This window comes from Methanobacterium sp. BAmetb5 (assembly GCF_003491305.1).
In the GTDB taxonomy this organism is placed as follows: Archaea; Methanobacteriota; Methanobacteria; order Methanobacteriales; family Methanobacteriaceae; genus Methanobacterium.
In genome coordinates this window covers 455,058-474,734 of sequence record NZ_CP022706.1, presented here as the reverse complement: position 1 = coordinate 474,734, position 19,677 = coordinate 455,058, and the positions used below count along the sequence as shown (strand labels likewise).

The following is a 19,677-nucleotide window of genomic DNA, read 5'->3' as shown; positions in this document are numbered from 1 at the left end:
TTATAATTACCTCTAAGCTGGGCTTTTTGCCATGTTTTTCTTTTTATGGAATTAATTTATTAAATCAAACTTATTAGATTAAATCTTGAGTTTAAGGTTCTTGATTTCAAGATTAAATGAAAAATTGTTGGATATCGGTATAGATAGGACCTACCGGGGTTAGTTCGCTTTTTTTCAAAGTTATCTTCTCCAGGGTCATGGGTCCAATCTCAATTGACTCCAATTTTTGCACGGTTTCTGCCAGAATTTCCTTGTTTCGTGGTCCCTTTACCCGGGCAATGGTTAGGTGGGGTATGTAGCTGCGTTCCTTTTTAAATCCCATCTTGACAAATTCCTGGTCAAGATCCCGTTGCAGCTGGGAGAACTGCTCTGGTTCTTCAACTCCCAGCCAGATAACCCGCATATATCCCATGTTAGGGAACACTCCCGTCCCCTTAATATTCAGGGGAAATGATTTGTACTTTTCCAGTTTGTCCTGGGTTATCTGGATTATCTTTTCAGTCTGGGTAGAGGAGATTTCTCCAAAAAATTTGAAGGTGAAATGCAGATTCTCCGGCTCCACCATCTTCAATGGGGCGGCAGTTTTTTTTAGTTCCTTCTGTACTTTCTGAATTTCATAATTTAAAGTGCTGTCCACGTCAACTGCTAAAAATGCTCGCATATTATCACCAGTTTGATTAACTAGTCTTTTTGTTGGTTGTAATTAAATTTAATGGTAATTTAAGGAATTAATTGAATTTATGGGGAATTATCAGTGAATAACCAGTATCTATGAGGTATTCCTCAGTGATTCAAGACTCAGTGATTCAAGACATTTTCCTGTGATTATATTCTTTTTTCTTTGATAAATACTTCAAACCGTTATTATTATATGATGAGGTTCCTAATCCTGCCCAGACTTTCCTGGGGAGTTTCCACGGTGTTGAGTAAATAAACATCCACTCTCCGGAATAACTCATAGAAAAAATCACTTCTCAGGTTGAGTTTCCGTTCATCCATTATTAATTGGTGGGGGTTGCAGAAATCATTTTCCAGCATGAATTTCAGGGCCTCATCAGGATCAAGTTGGCGGAAGGGAGGATTAGAAGCATTTCTTTCCAGGAGAACCACGGCTTTCAGGGTGCTGGTTTCCCGGACCCGTCCCTGGAAGAGGGTGTTCACATCAGCGATGCCCCGCCCTTTGTTGTCCAGTTGGACACGGGCCACTTCTTCTGAAAAACCCTGCCACACCTGGCTCAAGTCATCCCGTATGTATGAGTTTTTTTCTGATGAATAAATAACCGCGGCGTTGTTAAATAGTCTGGTGAAGAACCAGTCATCGGATAGATAGTTAAAGTTAGGGTACTGGAGGAGTCCGTAGGTCAGGGTGGTTTTTCCAGTTCCGGGTGGGCCAATAATGGCCATTCCATGACCACCACAGTCCACTGCTGATCCATGGGTGGAGTATCGCCGGTGTTCAGAGTGGTACTCCTCAAAGAAGTCAGAAATAGTGGCCAGGGCAATACTTTTAATCCAGCCATAGTAGTCACAGTTTTTAATGATACAGGTCTTGGAAACAGTTTCATATAAAACCTGCAAATTTCCACCATCTTCCACGGCAAAGACCTTAGCATGGGGGCGGATATCCTCATTCATGAACTTTAAGTTATCCTCCCATTCCTCCTTAAAGCCCTCATTATCAGTAAGGAGTTTAACACAGGCCCCGTGAATATTGGCCTTTCTTTCGAACTTTACCCTGCTTTTAAGTTCAGCCAACATTCTATCCTTGGTGTGGGGTGTTACTAACTCCACCTGGTAATCTGACATGTATATTATCCCCTGAATCTTACATTACTTTTAATCTCTTCCTTTGTAACTCATGGATTATAGATCTAACTCTTTGTATAGATCTAAAAATTAAGTGGCAGTGGCTACTGTTACTTATATTATAATATAGTTACGGTGGGCTTAATTTTTTTCTCCTACCTTGGGATCATCAAAGTTAGGAATCACTCAAAGCTTAGTATATATCAATGGCCCCCATTCAGGAGATATTTCAGGGGAGATTGACCACCAGAATGATCACTCCAGGAGATATTCCCCGGGATTGGTCACCCCGGGGATATTCTTAGGGGGGATTGAATCACTCCAGGAGATTAACCAAAGTTTCCAGATGGGTTTTTAATTCAGCCATGGCTGTGTTGTACTGTTTTGAATTGTTGGCAATTAGTTTTAAATCTTCTGCGTAGGCTTTACTATCTCCCTTTTCCATATCAGTGTACAATTTTTGATTCAGGGATTCAGTTTCATTATTCAAACGGGAAAATTCTTCATGAATACTGGAAATATTTTTTAACTCATTGGAAATATCTCCCCGGAATATCAGAGTGTAGGCCCACATTCGGTAACTGAAGAACTGATCGGATACCCCTAAATTTTGATTGAAAAATTCGGGAGGTGGTGTGTTTGATATTCGCATACTACTGGCCACCGCACTCCGCTCGCTAGGGGATACATATTCCAGTGAAGATGCACTTTCTGTATAAGCCGCTGCATTTTCCATCTCTTTAATGGTAGAATCATTGTTTACCGGCACCTGAACTGTACTTAATTCAGATTTAAATGTATTCAAATCACTGGGCATTAAAATACTGGTAACTGCAACATAAAACAGGCCGTAAATACCGATGATGGCTACTAAAATAATTAACAATGCTAAAATCTTTTTATTAATAGTTCTGCCCCCTTACCTATGGATTTATCTTATCATGGTATAATGGTTAAAAAGTATTATTTAAATTTTTATCTTTAGGATTGTAGATTATAGAGAAATAGGACTTTTATAGAGAAATAGGACTTAAAAAATATCAAAAAAGCAGTGCAAAATGCCGGTTCAACATTAACATGGAAAAATAGAGAGATTAAAATAAAAGATAAAGATTAAAAGATGTATTTATCTTTTAACCAGTTTTTTGGAACTATTTTTCGATAATGGTCTCTTCAATGGCCATTCCGAAGTGTCGGGCTTTGGGATCCAGGTAGATCATGACTTTGTCCCCTACCTTGAGTTCGGCTACAGAGAGGGGTGTGCCGTCTTCTGAGACCAGGCGGATGGTTTCTGCGTTTTGGAGTAGAGTTCGGAGAATAACTCCATCTGATTCAGCTTCCACCAGCATCAGGGGACGTTTTTCAATTTTAACCCGACCTACAATGGCCACTTTACTGTTACCTTCCTGATCCACAGTTAGAACTTCATCCCCGGTTTCCAGTTCCGAGAGATACTTGGTCTTGTTTCCGGGGGTCATGACGTAGGCGTGCACTGGTCCGGCGTTAACCCGGAAGGGACGTGAGGCAACGTATTCACTTTCCATGGACTCACTGTGCACCAGGAACAGTCCCTGGGAGTATGATCCCACCAGCATACCCTCACCCAGGTGCATCATGGAACAGGTGTCCACACACACCCGGTCTCCAATACCCACTGGTTCCACCTTGGTTATGGTGGCTGGTTTCAATTGGTAACTTTCACTTTTTATCTTGTCTATTAACTCCGAAACCTTTTTTATATGGCTAATTTCATGGGGGCAGAGTAGAATACCATCGGTTCCGTGTTCCATTGTTTCCAGGGCTACTTTAGCTTCATCGTAGTCCGCTACTGCGGCAATGATCTTCACATCTTCGTCCTGCAATCCAGCAATGAGGTTTTCCAGGGGAATGACCTTCCAGTCACGTCCCATGAGTATTAGGTAATCTGCTTCCTTTCCCAGGAGAGCAGCCAGTTCCTGATGTTTTTTGGTGAGAATTTCCACATAGGCTGCTACTTTCTTGTCCATTCTCTTTAACCTTTTAACTGCAGCCAGATCCTTGGATTCTGAAAGATCATCGGGTATGATAAGGGTGCCATCACCTTCACTGTTACGACCTACCAGCATCACATCGGAGCCATCAATATCCGAGATGAGTTTTACATTACCCAGTCTGCGGATATTGTCCACATCGCTGAAGTCAACAACGTGATCCATCCCGGATTCCAGTGCAGTGGTAATGAATTGTTTTTTCTTGTCCCATACATTACCTTCAGCCATTATCCACGCAAATTTCATAGTTTAACCTTCTAAAACATTTATAGTTCCTTTCGTCTACAAATGTTCGTGTTTTTTGGGGGTTTATTTTATCGGGGTTTAAAAAATGGGTTATTTATTTACCATTTAAGATTTTAAGGGCTTCGTCCACTTCCAGGTTGTTGTGCACTATTTCTGCAATGGCCCGTGTTGTTTTCTGGGGTGATCTGGCCTGGAAAATGTTTCTACCTATGGCCACACCAGCTCCACCCATGTCCACCGAGTTTTTAACCATTTCCAGAAGTTCACGGTCGGTTTCCACTCGGGGCCCTCCGGCAATGACCAAGGGGACGGGGCAACCGTCGATAACTTCTTTGAATGTCTCCGGGTCTCCGGTGTAATTGGTTTTAATGATGTCGGCTCCCAGTTCGGCACCGGCACGGGATGCCAGCTTAACCACTTCGGCATCGTGTTCATTGTCAATTTTCTTGCCGCGGGGGTACATCATGGCAATGAGGGGCATTCCCCAGTCATCACAGATCTCGGAGATGCTTCCCAGGTGCATTAACATCTCGGGTTCCATCTCTGATCCCACGTTTACGTGTACTGATACTGCGTCTGCTCCCAACTGGATGGCTTTTTCCACACTGGTCACCAGTACTTTATGATCCGGGTCTGGTCCCAGGGCAGTACTGGCGGATAAGTGGATAATCAGCCCAATATCTCGCCCATAACCTCGGTGTCCTGTGCCGACCATTCCTTTATGCATTATTACAGCGTTGGCACCGCCGCTGGCCACTTCATCTATGGTCTCTGCCATTTTTATTATTCCTTCCACAGGTCCGATGGAAACACCGTGATCCATGGGCACGATAACACATCTCCCGGTTTTCCGGTTGATTATCCTTTCAATCCTGATTTTCTTTCCTATCATAAATACCCTCCTTCTTATAGTTTAGGAGACCAGAGTTTTAGTTCTTTTAAACGCGGTGGGATGCCATCATCTCCACAGGACTCCAGCCACCCATTTTCTGACCTGATGATCTCAGTGCCGGATGATGAGTGAATAAAGTCTAAAAGACCTCTATTTCTTATTATTGTATCACGAGGTTTTAAAGTTGATGACCAAATGTAGAAAACTTTGAAGGTGGTGTCGGGATGGTAACCTCCACCCAGATCCACCGAGAGAACATCACATCCTCCCCACTCCTCCACCTTTTGGGCCACTTCTTCCAGGGTTTCGTGTAGACGCACATCCTGCTGGATAAACTCAATGGGAGTTTCAACTTCCTTTTTCAGTTCATCCAGCTTCTCTTTAGATTCAGTGCCCTTATCGAGTGCTATTATCTTTCCGTGGGGCGCCAGCTGGGATATGATACGGGTGGAATTACCTACATGGCAGCCCAGCTCTACTACAACATCATCTTCTTTGATAATGTCTTTCAGGGTCTGTCTGTAAACTTTGATATCGTATACAATGTTGATCATGGTATTGAATCCAGGATACGTTATTAAATATATAAATTGTGTGATTTCATTCCTTTTTAATGTAGGTAATTGGGAATAGATGGCAAAAGTTCACCGGACAAGAAGCAGTAGAAATCCGGAACTTAAGGGAAGTTGGTGAAGCATTGCGATTATTTAGTCTATAAAATGGCAAATGTTTAAATTATATTAAAATTGAGAACTTTTTTTATTTTTTAATTTTTTTTATCCTTTAAAAAAATATAATAACCAAAGATAACATAATAACTTACAGGGGGGATTGTTATGACTTCGGATGATAAAAATACCGAGAATAAAGACCATTACGTTCGTAATGTACGTAAATATCGCCTGAAATCCATCAGGAGTATTTTAAAAACTACCAAGAAGTATCATTAACCATAGTCTTTTTTTCATTACTACTATCTATTTTCTCGATTCCTATTTAGATTTCTGATTCTTCATTAGCCCTGCGGTTACAGAACAAATCAGTAACGAATGTATGCCGGCTATAAAAAGAATTGGAGATATTTTCTCCAATATTATGGATTTTTAGGGCTAAATCCAATTTTTTTAAAGATTTATCTCAATTGATATTCATTCTTCGAGAACAGTGTTTTTAAATCTTTCAAAACCCATCCTCTCTATAAATCTACCTAAACGTTTTTTGTCCCCGTTTTCCTGGTAATATTCGATTATTTTCCCAATCAGTTCCAGGGCTTCTTCATCTGGCAGATCTTGGGCTAACATTTGGCCGATCATTGGTTTTATTCCACTGGTTCCACCTACCATAATTCTCCACCCCTTTCTGAAGCCAATGACTCCAATATCTTTCACTCCTGACTCTGAACAGGAATTTGGACACCCGGATACTCCAATTTTTAGTTTGTTGGGTAGTTCTATTCCCTGGAACCGTTCATCGATTTTAAGTCCCAGGCTGATGGAATCCTGTTGACCTCGTTTGCAGTAGGTGGTTCCGGGGCAAATTTTAGTGGTTCTAACTTTTTTCCCAATGAACCCTCCAGGTTTCATGTCCAGATCTTCCCAGATCCGGTCAATATCATCGTATTTAATCCCAATAATGGCAATACTCTGGTTAGAAGTTACTTTAAGAGTTTTTGCATGGTATTTCTGGGCAGTATTCGCTATTTTAATTAATGTATCCGGGTCCACCATACCCCCGGGAATATAGGGAATTATTGCGTAGGTTTCCAGATCTTTCTGGATAACTGCTCCTTTTTCTGGAATATTTTCTGGCATCTTTACCACCTTCCATTCAATACATTTCCATTCTAATTCTATATACTCAATGACTAATAAAATCGTAATTCCGTGCAATTTATTTATCTAACTGGACTTTAGCACTGAAATGCAGATGTCATCAACATCCTAAAAAGTAATAACCATATGCTTGTTGTTCTGGATAATCAAATGAAATCATCATTTCCTGTTAATTCCCATCTAAAAATTAATATATGCCTTTTACTATAATATCCATAGATTGAATTAGGTCTAATGCACCTAAAACCAATTTCTTTGGTGGGGATTTGACATGGCAGAGGATGAGGGAAATGAATTGGAAAAAAGTGTTGATGAATTAAATCAACAGCGTATTGATCTGGAAAAAGAGATCAACGATTTAAATCTCCTGAGAAATGAAAAATTGAAATCATTCAATGATGAACTTGAAATTAAGATTGAATGGATGGATAAAGAGCGGATAAAAGCCATTAAAGAGCGGGACAATTTACTGCGTAAGGTCAGGCATTCCAATGAAAAAAGCTGGAAGAATGCCCTGAAAATGGTTGGTATTTTAGGATTTCTGGATCTGGTGGTGGTACCCGCCATAATCATCTTACTGTCCATACCATTGCAGTGGATATTTGTATCCTTGGGTCTGGTCACTTTCCTGGGTATGATGCTCATTGTAAATTACATGTCGGGAACATCACCCTTTAACACCGGTGAAATCAGGAAGGCCATTACTGTATCTCTTATAACGGTGTACCTGGCATTTGTTCCCCTGTTAACCATGGGGGTGGTGGTTTTTCCGGGAGCACAGACCATTTTATCCAACTTCACCTGGCTCATTGCCGTGGTTATCGTGCTCTACTTCGCTACCCGGCCACTGGAAGAGTACATTAAAAATATGAGCTCTAAAAAATAGGCTAAAATAATTCTTTTTTAATCAATTTAACAGGATTTTAAATGGTCCTGTTATATTGATATATTTTTAAAATATTTTTTTAATTTTATTACAAATTTTTAATCAATTGGTGTTTAATAAACCAAAATATATTTTCCGGGTTCATTTTTAATTCTCTGAGGATGCCGCACTGCACCCCGCAACATAACCGGTAGAAAAGGCCTGCTGTAAGTTATACCCGCCTCTACGGCCACAGCCAGATATTATCTCCCCGGCAAAATATAATCCACTAACCAACTTGGATTCCATAGTTTTAGGGTCAATTTCCTTCTTGTCGATGCCCCCACAGGTTACCATGGCCTTATCCAGGGGGAGATGACCAGTTACAGTTAAAGGCAGGGCTTTGAGTGCTTCCTGCAACTTCAACCTCTCCTTTTTGGTGACCTGGTTCAACTGTTTCTGGGGATCAAGTGATATGGTATTTAATATAGGTTCAATGGTGCGGTTGGGGAGATGTTTTTTTAAGTAGTTCTTTAGAATCTTTTTACTGTTATTCTGGAAGTCTCTAATTAGCTCTCCTTCCAGGGATTCTCTCTTTTCTCCCGGTTTAAAGTCAATGTAGAGCTTTAAATCACCGTGTTCATCCCAAAGATTTATAATATCATGACTCATATCCAGAATTACTGGTCCTGACACACCAAAGTGGGTTAAAAGAAGGTTTCCCTGGGGTAAAGTTATTTTTTTACCTCCGTATGCTATCTTGAGGCCCACATCTATCAGGGTAACTCCCTTTAACTTATGAATCCATTTTTCCCGCACCCTAAGGGGAACACCACCTGGTTTTAGTTCGGTAATATTATGGCCCAATAATTCTGCCATATTTAAACCATCCCCAGTTGAGCCGGTGAAGCCATAGCTAACTCCTCCCGTGGCAATGATAACTTTACTGGCGGTGATTACCTCATTTTCGGTTGAGGAAAGTTTGAAAATCTTTGAACTTTTATTTAAATGCTTTAAACGGTAATTATAAACAATTTTTACCCCGTATTTATTCAAAACCTTTATTAAAACTTCAGCCACAGATTCTGCCTTTTCAGTGATGGGGAATACACGTCCCTCTTCTTCTACCTTCATTTCAAGGTCATTTTCTTTAAAAAACTCCATCATGTCCTGGTTGGAAAATGTGTTGAAGGCATCACGATAGAATGAACCTCTTTTGCCAAACTTTTCAAGGAAAACTTTCAAACTGGAAGTATTGGTAAGATTGCATCTACCGTTACCGGTTAGGAGCAGTTTACGACCTATTTTATCGTTTCTCTCCAGCAAAATCACATTTTTTCCCTGTTTTGCCCCCTGGATGGCGGCCATGCAACCGGCAGGTCCGGCTCCCACTACAGCTATGTCGTATATTTTCATTTTACATTTCCTTGAGTAATTATTTAGATTTAAGAAATAGAAAAGAAGTAATTACATAAAATAATGAATGGGGGAATATCAAACTTTTTTTATTAAAAAAGTTGACTTAAGGAGTCAACCTTCTCCTGTCCCTGGGGAAGAGCACGGTTTCCCGGATGTTTTTCATTCCGGTGATGCACATGGTGAACCTTTCTGCTCCCAGTCCCCATCCGGCGTGTGGTGGCATTCCGTACTCGAATGCTGCTAGATAGCGCTGGAAAGAGTCAGGGTTCAGTCCTTTACTCTTTATCTGTTTCACCAGGATGTCGTGCTGGTGCACCCTGGTTGCCCCCGAGGATATTTCCAGATCCCGGTACATCAGGTCGAAAGCATAGCTTTTTTCCGGTTCATCTTCATGGGGCTGGACATAGAATGGTTTGATTTCACTGGGCCAGTTGTTTATGAAGTAATAACCCTCCATAACTTCGCCTAATGCCTTTTCAGCTGCACGAGAGAGGTCTTCGCCGTGCTGAAGTTGCACACCTTTGGAATTAACTATGTCTATGACTTCATCGTATTCCAGGCGGGGGAAGGGCAGTTCAGGTACTTCCAGTTCAACTCCCAGATCTTCCAGTTCAGCCTGGCAGTTTTCCTTCACTTCTTTAATGGCATGGTGCACCAGTTTCTCCAGGAGCTCCATGGCTTCTTCCTGGTCAGCAAAGGCCAGCTCGGCATCAATGGATATTACCTCGTTGAGGTGTCTCAGGGTATCGTGTTCTTCAGCCCGGAAGATAGGGGCAATTTCAAAGACCTTATCCAGTCCAGTGGCCATCATCATCTGTTTGTAGAGTTGGGGGCTCTGACCCAGGAAGGCTTCCCTTTCGAAGTAGGTTATGGGGAAGAGTTCGGTTCCACCTTCAGTGGCGGATCCCACCAGTTTGGGGGTGTTGACTTCCATGAAACCCTTTTCTTCCAGGAAAATACGGACTGAGTGCAGCATTGTGCTTTTTATTTTGAATATGGCACTGATACTGTGTTTTCTCAGATCAAGGTAACGGGAATCCAGCCGGGTGTCAATTTCAGCCCGCACCTTTTCAGTGGGATCCAGTGGTAATGGCTGTTTGGATTCATTCAGGACCTTAACTTCTTCTGGTATGACTTCCACACCACCCGGTGCTTTAGGTGACCCTTGAATGGTTCCTTTAACCGCGATAACTGACTCTTTTTTGAATTTTCTTATTTCTTCCATTAGTTCGGGGGTGATCTTTTTGCTGGGAGCGGTTATCTGGGTTATACCGTTCCGGTCCCGTAAGAGTACGAAGATAATACCGCCCAAGTCACGGATCTCATGAACCCAGCCCATGAGAGTCACTGTTTCGCCGTCCATATCTTCGTCAAGTTCCTGTGAGTAATGTGTTCTTTTCCAGTCTCCTAATGAATCTGTCAATTTAATTCACCTCAATTTAATGTAATAGGGATACAAATTGGTGTGTGAACATCTAAAATAGCTTTTTAAGCTCAAATTCAAATTTTAGATGCAAAAAATTGCATCAATACCAGTATTGAATTTTTAAAGCTGTGATAATAAATTCAGCACTGACAAAAATGATGATTTTTTTAATTCAATTCATATTTGATTAATTTTATCCAATTATACCTTTAGTGTTCCATGTGGAATATACTTATTTCTATTAAACTAGTCACTGGCATGCTATATAATATATTAGTTTAAGGTATACTCCCTGCTCTACCAATATAATATGTCAGCACCAGGTCATTTTTTTATTCCATCCAGACGCTTTTTAAATGATTCAGCGTGTGCATAAAGGCCTTCGTATTCTGCCAGGGGAATAACCACATCTTTCAGGTTGTTTAAACCTTCTTCAGATAACCTCTGGACAGTTGGCTTCTTCAGGAAGGATTCCGTGGAAAGGCCAGAGTACATCCTGGCACAGAATGAGGTGGGCAGGACGTGGTTGGTGCCCGAACCATAATCACCGGCAGCCACTGGGGTTAAATTTCCCAGGAATATGCTACCTGCATTTTTAATATCTTCAACCACTTCTTCTGGATTGTGGGTTGCTATTATCAAGTGTTCCGGCGCGTATTCATTGGAAAACCGGATGGCATCCTCTATTGTATTGACCACAATGATTTTACCGTTTTTTTGCAGTGATTCAGTGATGATCTCTTCCCTTTTCATAAGGGGCAGCTCTTCCTCTACCTGGTCCTTCACGGCAGCGGCCAGTTCCATGGACGTGGTAACCAGTACTGAGGCAGCCTGGGGGTCGTGTTCTGCCTGGGCCAGGAGATCCAGTGCAATGTACTCGGGATTACCAGTTTCATCGGCTATTATGAGGACTTCGGAGGGTCCGGCAGGAAAATCAATATCTACCTGTCCGTATACCATTTTTTTGGCAGCGGTGACAAAGATGTTCCCTGGTCCCACAATTTTATTCACCGCAGGAATGGTTTCAGTTCCGTAGGCCATGGCCGCAATGGCCTGTGCCCCTCCAACCCGGTACACCTTGTCGGCACCAGCAAGGTATGCTGCCGCCAGAACCATGTCCGGTACCGTTCCATCCGGACCAGGAGGTGTGCAACATATAATTTCCTCCACCCCTGCAACCTTTGCCGGGATAACTGTCATTAAAATACTTGACGGATAAATTGCCCTTCCTCCCGGTATGTAACAACCCACCCTTTCCAGTGGACGGACGATCTGACCGGCAGTTATGCCTTCATCCACTTCCAGGGACCATTCCTGGGGTAACTGGGACTGGTGAAATTTTTCAATGTTGGATGCCGCTTTTTTAAGACTAACCATAAGCTGGGAGTCAATTTTCTGGATACTCCTCTTTAAATCCTCTTCTTCAATGAGAAAATCCTTAAGGTCAACTTTATCAAATTTTTCAGTGTAATGGTGGAGTGCCTTATCCCCATTATCCCTAACATTGCTTACAATGTCCTCTACAATGTTGACAATAGAACTGGAGTCTAACTCTGATCTCTGTAAGAATTTTTCCATAGTTCCGTCATCTGTTTTTATAATTTTCATTTTTTAACCAAGCATCAATTTTATTAACCAAGACCAAGTTTTTAAACAGGTTGTCGTGGATTATTGTTATTGTATTATGGATCAGTCAAAACCTTTATTTGTAACCATGGGTAAACATTAATTTACCCACTGTGCCCAGCACTTTCAAACTTTATACCTTATGCTTATGGTTTTTTCTGGGTATAGCTTTGGGGACAAATTTATATATGCCTGTTGATGGAATTTAAATTACTTAATTGTAGGTGTCTGGTAGATATGTACAAAGATGAGCTTATACAGTTACACCAATTCTTGGTATACGTTTTAAAGCATCTGGACCATGAGTATGAGGTGAAAGATGAATGTAAGGATTACTTGTGCCTTAACATCAGCCCACATCACATACACCGCACCAAAGCCGAACATAAATATGCTATTTTTGTATTATCAAATTCTATTTCTGAGATCATTGCTGCCAACAACGGAGGAACTTCTTCTAACATTTCCAATGGACTCTCAGAATTAGTAAAACGGTCGCGGAAAGAACTCATACGATTCCAGAACGATGATGCCTTAGCCATCCAAAAAATTGAAATGTAAAAAAACACCCCCTGGCTGGTGATATTGAAATGAGTACCTTATTAAAGATGGTATGCTTGATTGATGGTGAACACTATCTTCCGGTTACTAAATCCGCATTAAATACTCTTGATAACATTGAACACAACGAAGTGGTTGCCGCGGTATTCATTGGAGGCACAGAAAAACTTAGAGATGCCACACCAGAATCCATTGGTAAGAAACTGGGAGTTAAAGTTTATTTTGGTCCTGATCATCATAAAATTCCCTATGATCTTATTGTGGAAGTAGCCGTGGAACACCAGGCCGATGTGGTTATGGATCTTTCTGATGAACCCGTTGTTGATTATTCTAAACGTTTCAAGATAGCTTCTATGGTACTGGAGCAGGGAATACTCTACGAGGGGCCGGACTTTTCATTCCAACCCCTGGATGAATACGACGTCCTCACCAAACCATCCCTTAAAATTCTGGGAACTGGTAAACGAATCGGTAAAACCGCAGTGTCCGCTTACGCTGCCCGTTTAATCCACATGGAAAACTACAATCCCTGTGTGGTGGCCATGGGGCGTGGAGGTCCGGAGGAACCGGAGATCGTCCGGGGAGATGAGATCAAAATCACACCCCAGTACCTAATGGAACAATCCGATAAGGGAGTCCACGCTGCCAGTGACCACTGGGAAGATGCCCTGATGAGTCGAATACTCACCATTGGATGCCGCCGTTGCGGTGGAGGAATGGTGGGGCAGGTGTTCATCACCAACATGAAACAGGGCGCCCAGATGGCCAACGAAGTTGATTCTGAATTTGTGATAATGGAGGGAAGTGGAGCAGCCATACCACCCATTAAAACTGACCGGCACATTGTACTGGTAGGTGCCAACCAGCCTATAATCAACATTGAGAGATTCTTCGGCCCCTACCGTATTAAAATGGCTGACCTGGTGGTTATAACCATGTGTGAAGAGCCAATGGCCAGTCCCGGGAAGGTGGAACGTATCCAGAAATTTATAGAGGGAATTAATCCCCAAGCCACGGTTATACCCACGGTGTTCAGGCCCAAACCCCTGGAATCAGTGGAGGGTAAACGTGTCTTATTCGCTACCACCGCCCCGGATTCAGTTAAAAATGTTCTTATAAAACACCTGGAAGAAGAATATGGCTGCACAGTGGTGGGAACCACGCCCTACCTGTCTAATCGGCCATTACTCCAGAAGGACATTGAAAAATACATTGACCAGGTTGATGTCATGTTAACCGAGTTGAAGGCGGCGGCAGTAGACGTGGCCACCAAAGATGCACTTCAGGCCGGTCTGGAAGTGGTGTACTGTGACAACATACCACTGGTAATCCGGGAGGAAGATAACCTGGATCCCGCTATCCTGGAAGTGGTGGACCAAGCCATAGCTGACCACAGTAATAAATAAAAGCATTCTTGAAGGCAGGAATGATTTTTTCCTGTTTTATTTTCATTTTATTTAGCCTTTTTTTAGAGATATTTTTAAAAATATGGAATCCTAAGACCCGGTGGGTGATCAGGTGGAATCTACAGATTATACTCAGTTAGATTATGATAAACTCAAAAAACAGCTTTCTTTCAACTTCGCGGAGAACAAAGCCATAAAGGACCTCCAGATCAAACCGGATGCCTTCATACCTGTACTATTTTCCCTTAAATTTGGTGGAGACTGGAGTTTTAAAACCAGTGAACTGGAAGCCATGGCCGTGAAAGAGAAAATAACCCGTTACAACGAGGTCAAAGAGGAATGTTATACTCTGGAAAGGGTAACCCTATTTGTAAATCCAATTTTAATCTCCACGGAAGGTAAAGTGTTGCGTCTGGAGAAATGTGGTACTAAAAATGAACGTGAACTGGTTGAAAGACCTTTCCGGGTGAAACTGGATGCTGAAGATATCATACTGGCGGAACTCAACCCCGCAGCCATGGAAATACATCTAGAAAGAATCAAGGGACCCCTGACCTTTGAAGGGTCTGCGGCCTACGGTGTCTCCCACGAGATGGAACATCTGGCTGGTTGTGAGCATACCGGGAAATTCATATGGGAATTTAAGTATCGAGTGCAGGGTTGAACATTATGGTTAAAATTTAGGGATACTTTTTTTTAGCTACTTTTTTTTAGCTATTGTGATTAGGAGGATAAATAGTAAATTAAGTGAATGCTAGACAGGGATTAGTGATGCTAGATAAGTGAAAATTCTTAATTTAAAAAAATAGGGTATTAAGGAAAATAAAAAAAAATTGGTTAGCCAGTAGATCTATCTTAATAGAGGTTCTTACCGAAGCTTTCCCGTTTTTCTATTTTACCATTTTCACTGTGGATGAAAACTTCCACATTATATCGTTTACCTTCTTCCTCGGCGAATTCAATTGCTTCTTTTTTGGTGTCAAAATGTCCCGATGCCTTCACCGCACCATCCCTTTTAACATCCCAACCCCCCTTTCTACCAGTCATCACATGGAGATTAGCAGCCATCTTTTCACCTCTTGGATTATGGATAATTAATCTTACTCGGCCTTAGATATGTATTATAATCTTTAAATACCTATCTTAAAATTATAACAACTTAAATCAATTATTTTAAGCTAAAAATACACTGACTTAATTTTCACATAGTTTTAATGTTTTTTCAATAGGATTTAATTTTTAGGAAGATAAAAAAAAGGAAAAATAATTAAAAAATGCCTAAAATCAAGGCGGGGATACAGATTCCGCATTTTTAACGATAATTTTTGATTTTTTAGAAGTTTTATTGCGGCGATAATTGATGAGCCGGGAAGAATTACCCACCACCAGAACCGATCCCAGGTTGTGAATCAGAGCACCAGCCACCGGGCCAATGATACCAAAGGCAGCCAGGACAATGGCCGTGAAATTGATGAGGATGGGTACCACTATGTTCACGTTAATGGTGCCCCGGACTTTACGGGAGAGATGGATGAGTTCTGGTATTTTACTTATATCATCGGACATCAAGGCTACATCGGCGGTTTCAATAGCCACATCAGAGCCCAGGGCACCCATGGCCACACCCACATTGGACCGGGCCAGGGCCGGAGCATCGTTGATCCCATCACCAATCATACCCACCTTCCGGTTTTGCTGTAGCTGTTCTTCAATTACCCGGACCTTATCCTCGGGAAGTTGCTGGGAATAGACCCTATCTACTCCGATATCCCGTGCTATAGATGATGCCGTAACCTGGTTATCACCGGTTAACAGGAAAACCTCCTTAATACCTATTTCTTTAAGTTCCTCTACTATTTCTCTGGACTCTCCTTTGATCCTATCTGCTACAGTTATAATTCCAATTATTGATTGTTCAATGGCCACCAGCAGAACAGTTTTACCCCTATTTTCCTGAAATTTCATTATATCAATCATTTCCGGAGTTATAAGGACTAGGTTGTTATCCATGAGTTTTCTATTTCCAACCAGAACCTGCTGATTATCTATATCGGCCTCGACACCCTGGCCTAGTTCTACCCTGAACTTTTGAGGGTCATCTACTGATAATAATTCATTTTCTGCTTTATGGAGTACAGCTTGACCAATGGGATGTTCTGAGAATTTTTCTGCCATTGCAGATATACTCAAAATCTCTTCAGGAGTGTACTCATCACTTAATGACATAACTTCAGCTACTTCGGGTTTACCGTAGGTTATGGTACCGGTTTTATCGAAGGCAATAACATCCACCTTACCCACAGTTTCCAGTGCTTCCCCACTTTTAATCAGGATTCCCTTACGTGATGCATTACCAATACCGGCCATAATTGCCGTGGGAGTGGCCAGTACCAGTGCACAGGGACAAAACACCACTAATATAGTTACCAAGCGTATGATGTCCTGGGTTAAGAAGTAGGTTATCAGGGAGGCGGCAACTGCCAGGGGGACAATTACAGTGGCCACCCGGTCAGTTAATCTAACCACCGGTGCTTTTTTATCTTCAGAATCACGTACCAGGCGTATGAGTTTGGCCAGGGATGTATCTTCCCCCACTTTAGTAGCCTCTACTTCAATGACGCCCAACTGATTCAGAGTGCCTATAAATACTTCATCCCCTATTTTTTTATCAACCGGCATGGATTCCCCAGTCAGTATGGACTGGTCAATGGAGGTATGTCCCTTTATAATAATTCCATCAACTGGGATGGATTCTCCTGGTTTTACCAGAAGAATGTCACCCATGGCCAGATCCTCCACTGGTATTTCCCTCTCTCCGTCGGGTGTCTTAATGCGGGCCATAGGGGGTGTTAGCTCTAAAAGTTTTTTTACACTTTCCCGGGCTTTTCGAACTGTTCGGTCCTCCAGTATCTCACCAATCGTCATGATAACGGCAATTTCTGCAGCTGCAAAATATTCCCCAATTAACAGAGAGGCAATCAATGCTATACTCACCAGTACATTTGCTTTGAGATCAAAAGAGGTGATAAGTCCCTTAACTGCCTCCAAAAGAATGGGAGTTCCACTGATTACCACGCTCACCAGGGCCACGTCAAATGGTATTACATTTTTTAAGATACCGGACCAGCTGATTAATAAAAAAACTGCGGAAATAATTGTTAAAACTATGGAACGATATTCACTATCCGTTTTAAATTTATTAAAGCTAATATTATTTTTAATATCTATATTTGGCATCAAAGCACCTTTTTTATATTTTATTAATAATTCCCTGAAAACACTAACTTTTTTAATAACTCATTGTGTTTTGATTTAATGTTCCATTTGCGGTTTAATGATCATTGACTGGAGAATTGTCAATTATTCCCTGTTTGGAATCTTTTTTGCAGGGAAATGTTTCCCAATCAAAAAGAATAACCCTGTTTGTATACTGGCTAAAGTATTACTATAATTCTTTTTGAACTTTTTAACACTATAAAAATGATTATTAAAGTATTTAAAGGTTATATAAAGCTTTTTGGATTAATAATAAAGTTGGATTGACCTTTGGGATCAATTCAGTTTATTAAACCATTTTTGAAATAAATTCAAGTATCCTAAACTGTTTATTTGATCTGAAAATCCAGGTACATGAGTAATAATTTTCTGGTTAAAAAAAGATGTGACCTTACTAATTTTCAATCCGGGGAAAAGGAGTATTATATAAAACGGTCAGTACTGATGAATCTTTAAATAACCTGCTTCCGCAACATATTTATATAACCTCTAACCCACTGATAAATTACCAATTGAGAAAAACGGAGATGATAATGTGGCACAATTAGGTGGACAAGGACAAGGACAACCTATTATTATAATGCCTGAAGGCTCTTCCAGAGTATTAGGAAGGGACGCTCAGAGAATGAACATTATGGCCGGAAAAGTACTGGCTGAAACCGTTAGAACAACTTTAGGCCCACGAGGAATGGATAAAATGCTCGTGGATGGTTTAGGTGACATTGTGGTTACCAATGACGGAGTAACCATCCTCAAAGAAATGGACATCGAGCATCCTGCCGCTAAAATGCTGGTGGAAGTAGCCAAAACCCAGGAAGACGAAGTGGGAGACGGAACCACCACTGCAGTCATCATTGCTGGAGAACTCCTCAAAAAGGCAGAAGACCTCCTGGACCAGGAGATACACCCCACCACCCTGGTGATGGGATACCGAAAAGCTGCAGCAAAATCGCAAGAACTCTTAAACCAGATAGCTATTGATGCTAGTGACCGTGAAACCCTCTGCATGGTGGCCATGACTGCCATGACTGGTAAAGGAACCGAAAAAGCACGAGGACCACTGGCTGAACTGGTAGTAGATGCCGTACTCCAGGTGGCAGAAGACGGTGAAGTGGACACCGACCACATTAACATCCAGAGAATACAGGGTGCAACAGTCCACGATTCCCAGATCGTCAATGGAGTGGTTATCGACAAAAGCAGGGCAACCAATGCCATGCCTAAAAACCTAGAAAACGCCAAAATAGCACTTCTAAAATACCCAATAGAAGTCAAAGACCTGGAAACTGACGCCAAAATCAAACTCACTGACCCGGCCCAGATGCAGGCCTTCTTAGACCAGGAAGAACAGATGGTAAAGGACATGGTGGACAAGGTCGTGGAAAGCGGTGCCAATGTTATATTCTGTCAGAAAGGAATAGACGATCTGGCACAGCACCTACTCGCCAGAGAAGGAATCACGGCCCTCAAACGGGTAAGAAAATCCGATATGGAACGTATGGCCAAAGCCACTGGAGCACGCCTGGTAACCAACATTAACGAGCTCTCCCCAGAAGATCTGGGACACGCCGGCCACGTCTACGAGAAGAAGATCTTCGATGAAATACTCACCTTTGTGGAAGAATGTGATGATCCTAAGGCAGTATCCATCATCCTCCGAGGTAGTACCCGACACGTAGCTGAAGAAGTCGAAAGAGCAGTAGAAGACGCTATCGGAGTAGTTTCTGCAACCGTGGAAGATGGTCAGGTAGTAGCTGGTGGTGGGGCCCCAGAAGTAGCTCTGGCCAAAGGACTCCGGGACTACGCCGACACCATCAGTGGCCGTGAACAGTTAGCAATTGCTGCTTTCGCCGAAGCCCTGGAAATCGTCCCTAAAACCCTGGCTGAAAATGCAGGTATAGACCAGATCGATGCCCTGGTGGACATGCGAGCCGCCCAGGAACAGAGTTTCTACATGGGACTGGATGTATTCCAGCGTGATGTGGTAGACATGAAAGAAGCCCACGTCATTGAACCTAAACGGGTTAAAAAACAGGCTATCCAGTCAGCTGCCGAAGCAGCAGAAATGATCCTGCGTATCGACGATATGATCGCCTCATCTGGCTCTGGTGAACCAGATATGGGTGATATGGGTGGAATGCCTGGTGGAATGCCACCAATGATGTAAGTCTTCCGACTTACCTCCCCCATTTTTTCTATTTTTTTAAAATTCAGGAAATTAAATTGTTTTTCAAATATTAAAACATTCATATCTAATTTTTGATTAATATAAGAGTTAATTATAATTTAAAC

At 41.9% G+C, this 19,677-nt stretch carries 17 protein-coding genes; 5 read left to right on the top strand and 12 right to left on the bottom strand.

Annotation, left to right across the window (positions count from 1 at the left end; translation table 11 throughout):
- Window positions 1-112: 112 nt before the first annotated feature.
- The 7 genes from thpR to CIT02_RS02195 form a co-directional block, all read right to left on the bottom strand.
- Entirely contained in the window at window positions 113-661 is a 549-nt protein-coding gene (gene thpR, locus CIT02_RS02225) for an RNA 2',3'-cyclic phosphodiesterase (RefSeq protein ID WP_292613631.1), read from the bottom strand.
- A gap of 206 nt (window positions 662-867) precedes the next feature.
- Window positions 868-1,806, bottom strand: a complete 939-nt coding sequence (locus tag CIT02_RS02220) for a hypothetical protein (protein ID WP_292613629.1) — start codon at window positions 1,804-1,806, stop codon at window positions 868-870.
- A 316-nt stretch (window positions 1,807-2,122) separates the two neighbouring features.
- The gene (locus tag CIT02_RS02215) at window positions 2,123-2,692 is read right to left on the bottom strand and encodes a hypothetical protein (protein ID WP_292613627.1); all 570 of its coding nucleotides are present in this window, start codon (window positions 2,690-2,692) and stop codon (window positions 2,123-2,125) included.
- Between the two features lie 265 nt (window positions 2,693-2,957).
- Window positions 2,958-4,082, bottom strand: a complete 1,125-nt coding sequence (locus CIT02_RS02210) for a 3-dehydroquinate synthase II (protein ID WP_292613625.1) — start codon at window positions 4,080-4,082, stop codon at window positions 2,958-2,960.
- A 94-nt stretch (window positions 4,083-4,176) separates the two neighbouring features.
- Window positions 4,177-4,974 carry a 2-amino-3,7-dideoxy-D-threo-hept-6-ulosonate synthase gene (locus CIT02_RS02205; RefSeq protein WP_292613623.1) on the bottom strand — a complete coding sequence of 266 codons (798 nt, stop codon included), beginning with the start codon at window positions 4,972-4,974 and terminating at the stop codon, window positions 4,177-4,179.
- 14 nt (window positions 4,975-4,988) lie between these two features.
- Entirely contained in the window at window positions 4,989-5,528 is a 540-nt protein-coding gene (locus CIT02_RS02200; protein ID WP_292613621.1) for an SAM-dependent methyltransferase, read from the bottom strand.
- A gap of 594 nt (window positions 5,529-6,122) precedes the next feature.
- A complete protein-coding gene (locus CIT02_RS02195) occupies window positions 6,123-6,785 on the bottom strand; it encodes an NAD(P)/FAD-dependent oxidoreductase (RefSeq protein ID WP_292613619.1) in 663 nt (220 codons plus the stop codon).
- Window positions 6,786-7,077: 292 nt separating this feature from the next.
- Between CIT02_RS02195 and CIT02_RS02190 the strand changes: the two genes are divergently transcribed.
- The gene (locus CIT02_RS02190) at window positions 7,078-7,692 is read left to right on the top strand and encodes a hypothetical protein (protein WP_292613617.1); all 615 of its coding nucleotides are present in this window, start codon (window positions 7,078-7,080) and stop codon (window positions 7,690-7,692) included.
- Between the two features lie 147 nt (window positions 7,693-7,839).
- On the opposite strand, the gene CIT02_RS02185 is transcribed toward CIT02_RS02190, so the two are convergent.
- The 3 genes from CIT02_RS02185 to hisD form a co-directional block, all read right to left on the bottom strand.
- Window positions 7,840-9,087, bottom strand: a complete 1,248-nt coding sequence (locus CIT02_RS02185; RefSeq protein ID WP_292613615.1) for an NAD(P)/FAD-dependent oxidoreductase — start codon at window positions 9,085-9,087, stop codon at window positions 7,840-7,842.
- 106 nt (window positions 9,088-9,193) lie between these two features.
- A complete protein-coding gene (aspS, locus tag CIT02_RS02180) occupies window positions 9,194-10,513 on the bottom strand; it encodes an aspartate--tRNA(Asn) ligase (protein WP_292613613.1) in 1,320 nt (439 codons plus the stop codon).
- A 327-nt stretch (window positions 10,514-10,840) separates the two neighbouring features.
- A complete protein-coding gene (gene hisD, locus CIT02_RS02175; protein WP_292613612.1) occupies window positions 10,841-12,124 on the bottom strand; it encodes a histidinol dehydrogenase in 1,284 nt (427 codons plus the stop codon).
- A 255-nt stretch (window positions 12,125-12,379) separates the two neighbouring features.
- Between hisD and CIT02_RS02170 the strand changes: the two genes are divergently transcribed.
- From CIT02_RS02170 to CIT02_RS02160, 3 genes are all read left to right on the top strand, one after another.
- Window positions 12,380-12,703 (top strand): UPF0058 family protein, encoded by a 324-nt coding sequence (locus CIT02_RS02170; protein ID WP_292613610.1) that lies wholly within the window; start codon window positions 12,380-12,382, stop codon window positions 12,701-12,703.
- 29 nt (window positions 12,704-12,732) lie between these two features.
- Window positions 12,733-14,109 carry a 2,3-diphosphoglycerate synthetase gene (locus tag CIT02_RS02165; RefSeq protein WP_292613608.1) on the top strand — a complete coding sequence of 459 codons (1,377 nt, stop codon included), beginning with the start codon at window positions 12,733-12,735 and terminating at the stop codon, window positions 14,107-14,109.
- Window positions 14,110-14,221: 112 nt separating this feature from the next.
- On the top strand, window positions 14,222-14,773 hold the full coding sequence (locus tag CIT02_RS02160; protein ID WP_292613607.1) for a RimK/LysX family protein: 552 nt from the start codon (window positions 14,222-14,224) through the stop codon (window positions 14,771-14,773).
- A gap of 191 nt (window positions 14,774-14,964) precedes the next feature.
- On the opposite strand, the gene CIT02_RS02155 is transcribed toward CIT02_RS02160, so the two are convergent.
- On the bottom strand, window positions 14,965-15,177 hold the full coding sequence (locus CIT02_RS02155; protein ID WP_292613605.1) for a DUF2188 domain-containing protein: 213 nt from the start codon (window positions 15,175-15,177) through the stop codon (window positions 14,965-14,967).
- A gap of 216 nt (window positions 15,178-15,393) precedes the next feature.
- Window positions 15,394-17,346: a cation-translocating P-type ATPase gene (locus CIT02_RS02150; RefSeq protein ID WP_052660005.1), complete on the bottom strand. Its 1,953-nt coding sequence runs from the start codon at window positions 17,344-17,346 to the stop codon at window positions 15,394-15,396.
- A 619-nt stretch (window positions 17,347-17,965) separates the two neighbouring features.
- On the opposite strand from CIT02_RS02150, the gene thsA reads away from it, so the two are divergent.
- Window positions 17,966-19,552 carry a thermosome subunit alpha gene (thsA, locus tag CIT02_RS02145; RefSeq protein ID WP_292615002.1) on the top strand — a complete coding sequence of 529 codons (1,587 nt, stop codon included), beginning with the start codon at window positions 17,966-17,968 and terminating at the stop codon, window positions 19,550-19,552.
- Window positions 19,553-19,677: the final 125 nt, after the last annotated feature.

Bases quoted from the DNA above. Each gene is read 5' to 3' on its own strand.
- thpR (WP_292613631.1), bottom strand. From the start codon at position 661: ATGCGAGCATTTTTAGCAGTTGACGTGGACAGCACTTTAAATTATGAA.
- CIT02_RS02220 (WP_292613629.1), bottom strand. From the start codon at position 1,806: ATGTCAGATTACCAGGTGGAGTTAGTAACACCCCACACCAAGGATAGA.
- CIT02_RS02210 (WP_292613625.1), bottom strand. From the start codon at position 4,082: ATGAAATTTGCGTGGATAATGGCTGAAGGTAATGTATGGGACAAGAAA.
- CIT02_RS02205 (WP_292613623.1), bottom strand. From the start codon at position 4,974: ATGATAGGAAAGAAAATCAGGATTGAAAGGATAATCAACCGGAAAACC.
- CIT02_RS02200 (WP_292613621.1), bottom strand. From the start codon at position 5,528: ATGATCAACATTGTATACGATATCAAAGTTTACAGACAGACCCTGAAA.
- CIT02_RS02195 (WP_292613619.1), bottom strand. From the start codon at position 6,785: ATGCCAGAAAATATTCCAGAAAAAGGAGCAGTTATCCAGAAAGATCTG.
- CIT02_RS02190 (WP_292613617.1), top strand. From the start codon at position 7,078: ATGGCAGAGGATGAGGGAAATGAATTGGAAAAAAGTGTTGATGAATTA.
- CIT02_RS02185 (WP_292613615.1), bottom strand. From the start codon at position 9,087: ATGAAAATATACGACATAGCTGTAGTGGGAGCCGGACCTGCCGGTTGC.
- hisD (WP_292613612.1), bottom strand. From the start codon at position 12,124: ATGAAAATTATAAAAACAGATGACGGAACTATGGAAAAATTCTTACAG.
- CIT02_RS02170 (WP_292613610.1), top strand. From the start codon at position 12,380: ATGTACAAAGATGAGCTTATACAGTTACACCAATTCTTGGTATACGTT.
- CIT02_RS02165 (WP_292613608.1), top strand. From the start codon at position 12,733: ATGAGTACCTTATTAAAGATGGTATGCTTGATTGATGGTGAACACTAT.
- CIT02_RS02155 (WP_292613605.1), bottom strand. From the start codon at position 15,177: ATGGCTGCTAATCTCCATGTGATGACTGGTAGAAAGGGGGGTTGGGAT.
- CIT02_RS02150 (WP_052660005.1), bottom strand. From the start codon at position 17,346: ATGCCAAATATAGATATTAAAAATAATATTAGCTTTAATAAATTTAAA.
- thsA (WP_292615002.1), top strand. From the start codon at position 17,966: ATGCCTGAAGGCTCTTCCAGAGTATTAGGAAGGGACGCTCAGAGAATG.